This window comes from Williamsia sp. R60, from assembly GCF_054063855.1.
Map to the genome: position 1 here is coordinate 374,047 of NZ_JBSSGR010000004.1, position 12,413 is coordinate 386,459.

Annotated in this window: 9 protein-coding genes; 8 read left to right on the forward strand and 1 reads right to left on the reverse strand. The window is 67.1% G+C overall.

What is annotated here, in order from left to right:
* Positions 1 to 11: 11 nt before the first annotated feature.
* The 7 genes from ACVWY6_RS20705 (at position 12) to ruvX (ending at position 10,637) form a co-directional block, all read left to right on the forward strand.
* Positions 12 to 974 (forward strand): DUF389 domain-containing protein, encoded by a 963-nt coding sequence (locus ACVWY6_RS20705; RefSeq protein ID WP_400730319.1) that lies wholly within the window; start codon positions 12 to 14, stop codon positions 972 to 974.
* A gap of 96 nt (positions 975 to 1,070) precedes the next feature.
* Positions 1,071 to 3,830, forward strand: a complete 2,760-nt coding sequence (locus ACVWY6_RS20710; protein WP_457540635.1) for a circularly permuted type 2 ATP-grasp protein — start codon at positions 1,071 to 1,073, stop codon at positions 3,828 to 3,830.
* 77 nt (positions 3,831 to 3,907) lie between these two features.
* Positions 3,908 to 4,768, forward strand: a complete 861-nt coding sequence (locus ACVWY6_RS20715) for a transglutaminase family protein (protein ID WP_243404350.1) — start codon at positions 3,908 to 3,910, stop codon at positions 4,766 to 4,768.
* A 53-nt stretch (positions 4,769 to 4,821) separates the two neighbouring features.
* Positions 4,822 to 5,973: a hypothetical protein gene (locus ACVWY6_RS20720; protein ID WP_247208655.1), complete on the forward strand. Its 1,152-nt coding sequence runs from the start codon at positions 4,822 to 4,824 to the stop codon at positions 5,971 to 5,973.
* 37 nt (positions 5,974 to 6,010) lie between these two features.
* Entirely contained in the window at positions 6,011 to 7,411 is a 1,401-nt protein-coding gene (locus tag ACVWY6_RS20725; protein ID WP_023959496.1) for a replication-associated recombination protein A, read from the forward strand.
* 86 nt (positions 7,412 to 7,497) lie between these two features.
* Positions 7,498 to 10,164 (forward strand): alanine--tRNA ligase, encoded by a 2,667-nt coding sequence (gene alaS / locus ACVWY6_RS20730; RefSeq protein ID WP_062797988.1) that lies wholly within the window; start codon positions 7,498 to 7,500, stop codon positions 10,162 to 10,164.
* A complete protein-coding gene (gene ruvX, locus ACVWY6_RS20735) occupies positions 10,161 to 10,637 on the forward strand; it encodes a Holliday junction resolvase RuvX (protein ID WP_023959491.1) in 477 nt (158 codons plus the stop codon). Before alaS ends, ruvX begins: the two co-directional genes overlap by 4 nt.
* Here ruvX and ACVWY6_RS20740 read toward each other — a convergent pair.
* Positions 10,619 to 10,807, reverse strand: coding sequence for a hypothetical protein (locus tag ACVWY6_RS20740; RefSeq protein WP_152538091.1), 189 nt, complete (start codon positions 10,805 to 10,807; stop codon positions 10,619 to 10,621). The genes ruvX and ACVWY6_RS20740 overlap by 19 nt on opposite strands.
* A 159-nt stretch (positions 10,808 to 10,966) precedes the next feature.
* Between ACVWY6_RS20740 and mltG the strand changes: the two genes are divergently transcribed.
* On the forward strand, positions 10,967 to 12,397 hold the full coding sequence (gene mltG / locus ACVWY6_RS20745) for an endolytic transglycosylase MltG (protein ID WP_457540639.1): 1,431 nt from the start codon (positions 10,967 to 10,969) through the stop codon (positions 12,395 to 12,397).
* Positions 12,398 to 12,413: the final 16 nt, after the last annotated feature.

The window sequence follows — 12,413 nt, forward strand, 5'->3', positions numbered from 1 at the left end:
GCAGCCGGCCCGTGCTCCACATCCGGATCATCAGCCCGCACGAGCGATCTGATGCCGTCGTGGAGACCTTGCGCGACTACGTCGGGGTCGCTCACGTGGTCCGGATTCCGGGCGTCGCAGTGGAGCCGGCCGGGGACCTGATCGAAGCCGACGTCACCCGTGAGGCCGCAAACGAACTGCTCAAAGAGCTCAGGGCACTGGAACTTCGGACCGAAGGTGCCATCACCGTCGAACTGCTCGACATGGTGCTGTCCGAGGCCGCCGATCGGGCTGAGCACGACGCCCCGGGAGATCCCGGGGACGCGGTGGTGTGGGACGAACTACTCGAGCGCACCAATGAGGACTCGACGCTGAGCGGGACGTTCCTGGCTTTCCTCTGCCTGGCCTGTCTGCTCGCGGCTGTCGGGGTGGTGACCGATTCCCCCGTCACGGTTGTCGGTGGGATGGTCGTCGGGCCCGAGTTCGGTCCACTCGGGGGCATCGCCGTGGCGATCGTGCGCCGTCGATACGCCCTGGCCCGACGATCGGTGGTGGCCTTGGCGGTGGGTTTTCCGCTCGCCATGGTGGTGACCGGGCTCGGAGCGCTGGCCGCCCAGAGCCTCGGCTGGATGACGATGCGCGACGTGACCACAGCCGACCAGCTCGACTTCATCTATCAGGTCGGACCGTTCTCGCTGGTGGTCGCACTGCTGGCCGGCGCCGCAGGCATGTTGTCACTGGTGTCCTCGAAGTCCGCGGCGCTGGTCGGCGTCTTCATCTCGGTCACGACGGTGCCCGCTGCCGGGTATGCGGTGGTCGCCGCCACCTTGGGGCAGTGGCGGGTCGCCGCCGAATCCACCGCGCAGCTGGTGATCAACCTGATCGGGATCGTGGTTGCCGGAGTCGCGGTGCTCCTCATCCATCGGGCCCACAGCCGACGGCGCGGAAAGTCGGCCCTCGTGCGCAAGTCCGGGCGCAGCGGTGAGACACAGTAGCGGGGCCACTCGTCGCCCACGATCGCGGGCAACGGCGGCGACCGGCCCGGGCGTACCGATGATCCCCGACCTGGGTCGCACACGTACAGTTCTGCGGTGACATCGCCCAAGGCCGAACCCACCGGAGTCCTGGACAGATATCGGTCTGACCGGTTCGGATTGTTCGATCTCGCTCGGATCCCCGGAGCTTCGTCCCCAGGCCCGTACGACGAGCTGCTCGATGCCTCGGGGACCGTGCGCAGGCAGTGGGAACCGCTCGTCGACGGCTATTCGCGCCTTGGCCGATCGGGACTGCACCGGGCCGAACAGCGCGTGCGCACACTGGTCGACGACGACGGCATCACCTACAACGCCCCGGACGGTGATTCCACCCGGCGGCGGCGCTGGGAGCTGGATAGTGTGCCGCTGCTCATCGACGGCGCGCAGTGGGCCGAACTCGACCGAAAGATCGCTCAGCGTTCCAGGGTTCTCGACGCCCTGCTCGCCGACATCTATTCGGGCCAACGGGTGATCACGGACGGCATAGTGCCACCGGAGATGGTCTATGGACACCCGGGGTACATCCGCAAGGCTGCAGGATTCCCGCAGGCCGGGCCGCACTCATTGTTCCTGCACGCCTGCGACGTCGGGCGGGGCCCGGGTGGGGCGCACACCGTGTATACCGACCGCGCCGGCGCCCCCTCTGGCGTCGGATACGCGCTTGCCGATCGACGACTGATGTCGAGGGCATTCCCGCGGTTGTTCCAGCGATGTGTACCCCGGCCCCTGACAGCGTTCTCGGCGACCCTTCGCCTGTCGCTGTTCGAGTACGCGCCGCAGGGGACCGAGGACCCGACGGTGGCGGTACTGACACCGGGCTCGTTGTCCGAGACCGCATTCGACCAGGCCTACCTGGCTTCGGCACTGGGCTTCCCGCTTGTGGAAGCAGCCGACCTCGTCGTTCGCGGCGGCAGTGTGTACATGCGTTCGCTGGGCAAGTTCAAACGACTCGACGTGATCCTCCGGCGCGTCGACGCGGCCTATTGCGATCCGCTCGATCTGCGCACCGATTCGCGGCTCGGGGTTCCCGGGCTCGTGGAGGCCGTGTCGCGCGGGACGGTCTCGGTGGTGAACCACCTGGGCGCGGGGGTCCTGGAGAACCCGGCGTTGCACACCGTGTTGCACGCTGTCAGCCGACACCTGCTCGACGAGGACCTGCTTCTCGATTCTGTCGAGACATATTGGGCGCGAACAGATCTCGACCGGTCCAAGATGGTCGCCGACATAGCCAACCTGCAATTCTCCAATTTCCGCACCGGAGAAGAGATCTCGGGGCCAGGTCTGACCGCCGCAGCGCGCGATGCACTGATCGCCCGGATCGAAGCTGAACCCTGGCCGTGGGCGGGGCGTCGGCTCGAGGACTATTCGGTGGCCCCGTCGGCCACCCCGGCCGCTACGCAATCCGGCTCCGGCGGGGCGGGCCTGCGTCCGGCGCCGGTGGGCCTTCGTGTGTTCAGCGTTGCCCAGGGTGCGGGTTATGCCGTGATGCCGGGCGGTCTGGGCCACGTGCTCGCCGATGGAACTGCCGGAGCATCCTGGGATTCGATTGCCGGAAAGGACGTTTGGGTCACCACCACCGAGCTGTCCGGACCCACCGCCCGTGTCCCCGAGTCGTCCGACCACCACGACCGAGTGGCAACCGTCATGACGGCGGACGACGAGCAGGTGGGCCGCCGATCCACTCGCGCCCATCGACCGGTGACCGACAGTGCCGTCGTGAGCTCTCCGAGGGTGCTGTCGGATCTGTTCTGGTTAGGCCGATATGGAGAACGAGCAGAACTGACCACCCGAATGGTCAAGGTGGCCAGGGAACGTTACGAGGACTATCGCTACCGGCCGTGGATGTCGGGGACGGCGTCCATTCCGTTGTTCCTGTCCGCGATCGCAGCGGCCACCGGCAGCGAAGCCGCCCTCGAGGACACCGACGGTATCGCCGACTTCGACAGCAGCCGGCCGCCCGAGCCCGATGAGGTGATGGCGGCCACGGCGCGTATGCACTCGATGACCAGCTCGCGCAGGGCATCGGGTTCGGTGGCCTTCGCCGTCGAACGCCTGCAGCAACTCGCGCGCGCGGTGCGGGATCAGATGTCCACCAGCACATGGATGGTGCTCGGCGCGATCGACAGAGCGATCGCCGAATTGGGCAGTCCGCCGGCCGTCTTGTCCGGTTCGGGCGCCGAGACGCACGAGGAACTGGACGTTGATGGGTCCGAGCTCGGCCGTGCGCACGAGGAGATCCTGCACGGGCTCCTGGCGCTGGTCGGACTGCAGGCCGAATCGATGGTCCACGACGCGGGCTGGCTCTTCATGGACATCGGGCGGCGCATCGAACGAGCTCAGATGCTGGCCGCGCTCACATCCGCTGTTCTGGTCCAGCAGCACGACGCCGACACCGAACAGGGTCTGCTTGAGGCCTACCTCGTTGCCAACGAATCCGCGATCATCTACCGTCGCCGCAACCGCGGCATCGTCAGGCTGGGCCCGGTCGCGGGTCTCCTGCTCTTCGACGAGGGCAACCCCAGGGCGATGATCTACCAATTGGACACTCTGCGCGCCGATTTGACGGCGCTGCCCACCGACGTACGGTCCGCCGCCGCCGAGCGGCTGGTCGAAGACCTCGTCGCCGAGTTGCGCAGAGTCGACCCCGCGGATCTCGCCGCGATCGGTGCCGGTGGCCGTCGAGTCGAACTCGCCGAACTGATGAGCACTCTCGGCGCCGGATTGCGTGAGATATCCGACGTCCTCGGCCGGACCCGCTTTGCCTACCCGGTCGAGATGCAGCCGCTCTGGGGCGCCGGATCGGAGGACCAACTGTGAACCGGCCGGGCGAGTTCGAGCCACCAGCGCGGGCGGGGGAGAGCTCCGCGAGCGCCTCGCCGAGTCGGCGGTACGCCGTGCTGCACCGCACCCGTTACGACTACGACGACGTGGTCACCAGTTCTTACGGACGAGGACACCTGCAACCCCGTGACATGCCCGGGCAACGGGTGCTCTCGAGCGAGGTCGAGATCGACCCCGAACCGGCCGACCGGTCCACCGGTGTCGACACATACGGCAACCACGACTGCTATTTTCATGTCCGCACCCCACATCGGCGGCTCGAGGTCACCGGCCGTTCGATCGTCGAGGTGGATCCGATCGACGACGATGTGCTGCAATCGCCTGCCGCGCAGGCCCCCTGGGAATCAGCCCGCCCGACCGGGATGGCCGGCGCCAGGGCGGCTGAGTTCCGACTCGATCTCGATCCTCCCGAGATCACGCCCGCGGTGACGGATTACGCGTCGGCGATCTTCACCCCGGGCAGACCACTCCTCGAAGCCGTGACCACCCTCACCACGCGCATTTTTCAGGACTTCACCTACCGTTCGGGGTCCACGGCCATCTCCACCAGAGTCAGCACTGTCATGGAGCGCCGCGAAGGCGTGTGCCAGGACTTCGCGCGGGTCGCGATCGCATGCCTGCGGTCCCAGGGTCTGGCTGCCAGGTATGTGTCGGGTTACCTCGCCACCGACCCGCCACCAGGAAAAGAACGGATCTTCGGTGCCGATGCCTCGCACGCATGGGCCGCGGTCTGGCTGCCTGGGGACTCGTGGATCGCATTCGACCCCACCAACGACAAACTGGTCGACGAACGTCACGTCACCGTTGCCTGGGGCAGGGACTACGACGACGTGCCGCCCCTGCGCGGGGTCATCTACACCGAATCGCGCAAGAGCAGGATCGAGGTCTCCGTCGATGTGTCGCCACAAATCTGACATGTCTCGTCGGGTGGGCCCGGGTAAGGCCACCATTGGGTAAGTTGGAGGCGATGACTGTTCTTGCCGATAGCCAGATCACCGGCGCGGTGCAGGCAGCCGAGCGTATTCTCGCAGCTCGGGCCGGCTCCGCGGTGTCCTTAGCCGATCCTGAGGACCTCGGTGGCAGCGGTCGTACCGAGGTGGTTCGGGTCCGGGTCGCCCAGAATCCGTTCTCCGGCGACCGCACCTTGGTGATCAAGGTCCTCGGCGACGGTGACGACGCCGAGTCCAGCGAAGCATTCATTCGCGAGGTTGCATCGTACAAATACGCGACCGCGCTGCCCCTCGAGTCGCGTCCGGGTCCTCAACTGATCGCATTCGACCTCTCGGCTCGTGTTCTGGTGTTGAGCGACCTCGGAGATGGACGATCCATGACCGAGCTGCTGGGCAGCGACGACCGCGCCGCCACCAGCAACGCGGTGAGCGCGTGGGGTCAGGCGCTCGGCCGCATGCACGCTGCCACCGTGGGCGGCGAAGGCGACTTTGCCGCGCTGCTCCGCCAAGGCGCAGCGGGGATCGCCGTCGATGCCCTCCGAGCGCAGTTCGAGGCGGCGGTCAGCGCCGCGCCGCGGGTGATCGCAGACACTTTCGGGCTGACGGTGGACCCTGAAGTGCTGGATGCCCTGGGCAAGGCCAGAGCGTTGTTCGGCGAAGGGGAGCATCGCGCATTCAGCCCCTCTGACGTCGGTCCGGAGAACATCCTCATCAACGATGAGGGCGTCCAGTTCATGGACTACGAATGGGGCGGTTTCCGCGACGCCTCGCTCGACATCGCCTATGCGCTGGTGACGTTCCGGCCGTGGCTTGCCGCCGACAATGCCGCTCGCATAGTCGAACTCGAGACCGCAATGCTGGACGCGTGGCGCTCGGAAGTGCAGGGCATCTGGCCCAGCCTGGCGTCCGACCGTGAGCTGGCCCGCAAGGCCGTGCTCGCCCGGCTGGCGTGGGTATGGCTGTCCACCGTCTGGATGTTGCCTGCCGACGACACCGACGTCGGTGCTTCCGACGAGCCGCACGGGCTCGCGATCAGCACATCCGACCCGCGGGTGATCGTCGACCGCTGGGCCGGCCTCGCCGACGCCGCTCGCCGGGCGGATGCACCGAATCTTGCCCAGTTCGCCGACACGGTCGGTCAGGCGCTGGACTCGTCCTGGCTGCACTGACGGGGCCGCACGAGATGACCGACATCCGGCCTTGGCCATGACCGACGAACAGGGTGGGCTCTTCGCCGCACCCGAGGCACCGCCCGACACGATCACCAAGGGTCTGCCCGGCGCCTCCGCGGGATCACCCTTGGCCGTGCGGATGCGACCGCAGACACTGGAAGAGATTGTCGGACAGGAACATCTGCTGGAGAGCGGATCTCCGTTGCGCCGGCTCATCGATGGTTCGGGGGCCGCGTCGGTACTGCTGTTCGGCCCACCCGGCACCGGCAAGACGACGATGGCCTCGCTCATCTCCACCGCAGCAGGCGGACGGTTCGAAGCACTGTCGGCCCTGTCGTCGGGGGTCAAGGAAGTCCGCGCGGTGATCGACGCGGCGCGCCGCCGCCTGATCGCGGGCACTCAAACCGTGCTCTTCATCGACGAGGTCCATCGCTTCTCCAAGACGCAGCAGGACGCCTTGCTCGATGCGGTGGAGAACCGAATCGTGCTGCTCGTTGCGGCCACCACCGAGAATCCGTCGTTCTCCGTGGTGGCACCGTTGCTGTCGCGATCCCTGGTGCTGCAACTGCGGTCCCTGGAAGGGCCGGACATCCGCAAGCTGCTACAGCGGGCGGCATCAGACCCTCGCGGTTACGACGGGGCGGTCACGATCGACGACGACGCCCTCGACCACCTGGAGAAGATCTCGGCGGGCGACGCGCGTCGCGGCCTCACGGCGCTGGAAGCGGCAGCCGATGCGGCACTTGCCGATTCGATGGCCGACGGCGGTACCTCCCGCGCGACGACAAAGGTCACCCTCGCGCATGTCGAGTCAGCAGTCGATCGTGCTGCCGTTCGATACGACCGTGATGGCGACCAGCACTACGACGTGATCAGCGCGTTCATCAAATCGATCCGCGGATCGGATGTGGATGCCGCACTGCACTACCTGGCCCGCATGATCACGGCAGGCGAGGACCCACGGTTCATCGCACGCAGGTTGGTCGTGCACGCCAGTGAGGACATCGGGATGGCCGACCCCACGGCGCTGCAGACGGCGACCGCTGCGGCGCAGGCGGTTCAACTCATCGGTATGCCCGAGGCGCGGCTCGCTTTGGCGCAGGCGACGATTCACCTGGCGACGGCCCCCAAATCCCCAGGTGTGGTGGCGGCCATCGGCGCAGCGATCGCCGATGTCGAGGGCGGCCGGGCAGGCGCGGTGCCCGCGCACCTGCGTGACGGGCACTATGCCGGCGCGGCGAAACTCGGCAATGCCGTGGGCTACCGCTACCCCCACGACGCACCCGGCGGCGTCGTCGGGCAGCAATACCCGCCGGACGAACTGGTCGGCGTCGACTACTACGAGCCCACCGATCACGGCTACGAGCGCGAGATCGGCCCACGTCTCGGACGGCTCCGCAACATCATTCGTGGCCGCGGCCGCTCCAACACCTGATTCCGGGGCCGACACCGGTAGTGTGAACACGGCCGTTTACCGGCGACACGCCGAGCGGCACGCCCCGATGAGTAAGGACTGAACCAGTGCAGACGCATGAGATCAGGAAGCGCTTCCTGGATCACTTCATCAAGGCCGGGCACACCGAGGTACCCAGCGCGTCACTGATCCTCGACGACCCCAACCTGCTCTTCGTCAACGCCGGCATGGTGCCGTTCAAGCCTTACTTCCTCGGCGAGCAGAATCCGCCGTACACCCGGGCCACCAGCATCCAGAAGTGCGTCCGGACACTCGACATCGAAGAAGTGGGTATCACCACCCGCCACAACACCTTCTTCCAGATGGCGGGCAACTTCTCGTTCGGCGACTACTTCAAGCGTGAGGCCATCACGTTCGCGTGGACGTTGCTCACCAACCCGGTGGCCGACGGCGGATTCGGGATCGACCCGGTCCGGCTGTGGCCGACGGTGTACCTCGACGACGACGAGGCCGAAGCCATCTGGCGCGATGAGATCGGCGTACCCGCCGAACGCATCCAGCGCCGCGGGATGAAAGACAACTACTGGTCGATGGGTGTCCCGGGGCCCTGCGGACCCTGTTCGGAGATCTTCTATGACCGCGGGCCCGCATACGGAGTCGAAGGTGGACCCGAAGCCGACGAGGACCGCTACATCGAGATCTGGAACCTGGTGTTCATGCAGAACCAGCGTGGACCTGGTGGCGGCAAGGACGGCTACGAGATCCTCGGGCCACTGCCGAAGCAGAACATCGACACCGGCATGGGCATCGAGCGTGTCGCCTGCCTGCTGCAAGGGGTGGAGAACGTCTACGAGACCGACCTGCTCGCCCCCGTCATCGGGATCGCACAGCAGTTGACCGGCCGCACCTACGGCGCAGGCAACCACGAGGACGATGTCAGATTCCGGGTGATCGCCGACCATGCGCGCACCGCGGTGATGCTCATCGCCGACGGCATCACACCCGGTAACGACGGCCGCGGGTACGTCCTACGCCGCCTCCTGCGCCGCATCGTGCGATCGGCCCGTCTCCTCGGTGCCTCGGGCGCCACGGTCGGCAGGTTCACCGAGGCAGTCATCGACACGATGTCGACGTCGTATCCCGAACTGGCCGAACAGCGTTCGCGCATCGTGTCACTGGCTGTCGGTGAGGAGGACGCATTCCTCAAGACCCTGACCGCCGGCTCCAAGTTGTTCGATGACGCCGCGGCGACGACAAAGGCTTCGGGCGCCACCCGGATCAGCGGACGAGATGCATTCGCGCTGCACGACACTTACGGATTCCCGATCGACCTCACCTTGGAGATGGCCGCCGAAGCCGGACTGTCGGTGGACGAACAGGGCTTCACCGCACTGATGGCAGAACAGCGTCAGCGCGCCAAAGCCGATGCCACGGCACGTAAGTCCGGCCACGCCGACCTCAGTGTCTATCGGGAGTTCCTCGACCGCGGACCCACCGTCTTCACCGGTTTCGATGAATTGGTCTCTGAGGCAACGGTATTGGGACTCGTGGCCGACGGAGGCAAGGTTCGCAGTGCTTCGGCGGGGCAAGAGGTCGAGGTCATTCTCGACCGCAGCCCCCTTTACGCCGAATCCGGTGGCCAGATCGCCGACATCGGCAGCATCACGACATCGTCCGGGCTCCGGATCAAGGTCAAGGACGTCCAGAAGCTCGGTAAGACGGTGTGGCTGCACCGGGCGGTGGTCGAGGAAGGCGAGGTCGCCGAAGGCGATGTGGTGCTCGCCCAGGTGGACACCGCCTGGCGTCACGGCGCCACGCAGGGGCATTCCGGAACCCATCTCGTGCACGCAGCGCTCCGGCAGGTCCTGGGGCCCACCGCGACCCAGGCCGGTTCCCTGAACCGACCGGGTTATCTCCGTTTCGACTTCAGTGCTCAGGGCCCGGTCACCGAGGCCCAGCGCGGGGAGATCGAGGAGATCACCAACGCCGCGGTCGAGGCCAATTACCCGGTGAACACCTTCGAGACCAACCTGCCCGAGGCCAAGGCGATGGGCGCCATGGCACTCTTCGGCGAGAACTACGGCGACGTGGTGCGAGTGGTGGAGATCGGCGGGCCGTTCTCGATGGAACTGTGCGGCGGCACCCACGTCGGTGCGTCAGCTCAGGTCGGTCCGGTCACGTTGCTGGGGGAGTCCTCGGTGGGGTCGGGTGTGCGGCGGATCGAGGCCTACGTCGGTCTTGATTCCTACCGCTACCTCGCCAAGGAGCGGGCGTTGCTGGCCGGTCTGGCCTCGAGCCTCAAGGTGCCGTCGGATCAGGTCCCAGCCAGGGTCGAGACCTTGGTCGGCAAACTGCGCGACGCGGAGAAGCAGATCGAGAAGATGCGCGCCGACGCCGCGAAGGCCTCGGTGGGTTCGCTCATCGACGACGCAGTCCGGGTCGGTGACGTGCTGGTGGTCTCCGGCACACTCGACGGGATGAACGCCGGTGACCTGCGGACGCTCGCCGGCGACCTGCGTGGCCGTGTCGGCTCGGACACTGCGGTCGTCGCCCTCTTCTCCGTGTCGGACGACAAGGTCCCCTTCGCGATCGCCACCACCGCTGCAGCCCGTGACGCGGGTATCAAGGCCGGCGACCTGGTGAAGGATCTGGCGCCGCTGGTCTCCGGTCGCGGCGGCGGAAAGCCGGATCTCGCCCAGGGGTCGGGTACCGACGCCGCCGGTATCGATGCCGCGTTGTCTCGGCTGCGCGACCTGGTCGGCGCGAATCGATGACGCTCACGCCGCGGGGGCGGCGCGTGGCCATCGACGTCGGGAGTGTCCGGATCGGGGTCGCGTCGTGCGATCCCGATGGCATCCTCGCGACTCCGGTGGAGACCGTGGCGCGAACTGCCGGCGGCGACGGGGACCTTCGTCGGCTGGAAGAGATCATCGCCGAGTACGAGGCGGTCGCGGTCATCGTCGGGCTACCGAAAACCCTGCGTGACGAGCACGGCCACGCAGCGAAACTGGCGACCGAGTTCGGAAACGCGCTGGCAGACCGGATCTCACCCATCCCGGTGCTCTACAGCGACGAACGCCTCTCGACGGTCACCGCGCAGCAGGCCCTTCGCAGCTCGGGTGTGCGGGCGAAGGCGCAGAAATCGGTTGTCGACCAGGCGGCCGCCACAGCGATCTTGCAGGGATGGTTGGATTTACAGGCGAACCGTCAAGACATGCAGGCGGGCCGTCAGGAAGGACGCGGGTGAGCGACGATCGATCCGATGAACGGGCCACCGGCCGCGGTCACGGCGACCGCCGGGAACAGCATCAGCCTCCCGGTCACCGTCGCAGCCGTTCGGCACAGGACTACGACCCGGAACGGCTGAAGTACTTCACCCGCGGTGGGGACGGTGGTGGCTCTCGTTCTGGTCGTCACGGGCCGAGAGCCATCCCTCCGGGCGGTGCCGACGGGGTGCCGACTGGTCAGCAACTACCCGGCCGTGGATCCTCGCCCGATCCGTCGTGGGCCCCACCAGAGTCGACCCGTCGACCGGTCCCACCGCCCGCTGGACCGGCGCCGGGAAGCGGTCCTCGGATGGACACGCCATTCGATCCGCCGCCACCGGGCACGGTTCCGCCCGAACCACGTGGCTCTCGCCATCCCCGTGCGTACGACCCCATGGCATCGCACGATGCGACCGGTCCATATGTGGACCCCGGTCGGGAAGATTTTGACAGGCGTCAACGCGCCGACCGCGACGGCGTGACCGCTGCAGGCGTGGATCCGGCATCCGCGCCGTCGCGACGACGCCCTGATCCCAGATCGGCACTGCCCACCCGGGACCGTTCGCCCAAACGCAGTGCGGCAGCCGAACGGCGCCGCAAACGCAAGAGGGTTGTCATCGCCGCGGCGGTGGCGTTCATGGTGCTTCTCGTCGGCGGGATCGGCTACGCCGGACTCCGGCTGGCCGGGCAGTTCGGCGGACCGGACAACTCGGACTTCTCGAACACCGCGGGCACGTCGGATGTGGTGGTACAGATCCCACCCGACTCGTCGCTCACCGCATTCGGCGAGATCCTGAAGGAGAACAAGGTGGTGGCCAGCGTGGGCGCCTTCACCACCGCGGCCGACGGCAAGCCGATCTCGGCGGGCTTCTACAAGCTGCGCACCGAGATCCCCGCCAGCACAGCTGTTTCCATGCTCACCGACGACAACCGGGTGGGCCGGGTGGTCATTCCCGAGGGCCTGCAGCTCGACACCAAGGAAGGCATCGACGGCAAGACGACGCCGGGGGTCTTCGCTCGCGTCGCCGAAGCCACTTCGCTCACCCTGAACGGACAGGAGAGCGGGGTCACCGTCGAGGAATTGGCCCAGGCGGCAGCCACCGCGACACCTCAGGAACTGGGCGTCCCGTCGTGGGCGACCGACGCGGTCACCGCGCTGGCCGGCGACCACCGCAGGATCGAAGGGCTCATCGCGCCGACGCTGTGGGAAGCGATCGACCCGAATCTGAGCCCGGTGCAGATGCTGAACTACCTGATCTCGCGCAGCGCTTCCCTGTTTGCGCAGTGGGGCCTGCCGGAATCGGGCACCACGTCGAGCAAGATGACCCCGTATCAGACGCTGGTCACCGCCTCGATCGTCGAACGCGAGGTCAACCGGGCCGACGACTACCCCAAGGTCGCTCGGGTCGTGGTGAACCGGCTCGACGACAATCAGGCACTCCAGATGGACTCCACGGTGAACTACACCTCGGCGATCCAGAACATCGATGTCGCCGGCGACGACTTCACCGCGGACACCAAGTGGAACACCTACCAGCAGAAGGGGCTGCCGCCCACACCGATCGGTGCGGTCGGTCAGCCGGCACTCGAGGCGTCGCTGAACCCGCCGGTGGGCAATTGGCTCTACTTCGTGTCCATCGATCAGCAGGGCACAACCCTGTTCACCGACGATTTCGAGCAGCACAAGCGCAATCGGCAGCAGGCCTGCGACAACGGCGTGCTGCAGACGAACTGTGGTTAGTCGGGCCGCCGCGATC

Bases quoted from the DNA above. Each gene is read 5' to 3' on its own strand.
- ruvX (WP_023959491.1), top strand. From the start codon at position 10,161: ATGACGCTCACGCCGCGGGGGCGGCGCGTGGCCATCGACGTCGGGAGT.
- ACVWY6_RS20720 (WP_247208655.1), top strand. From the start codon at position 4,822: ATGACTGTTCTTGCCGATAGCCAGATCACCGGCGCGGTGCAGGCAGCC.
- mltG (WP_457540639.1), top strand. From the start codon at position 10,967: ATGGACACGCCATTCGATCCGCCGCCACCGGGCACGGTTCCGCCCGAA.
- ACVWY6_RS20725 (WP_023959496.1), top strand. From the start codon at position 6,011: ATGACCGACGAACAGGGTGGGCTCTTCGCCGCACCCGAGGCACCGCCC.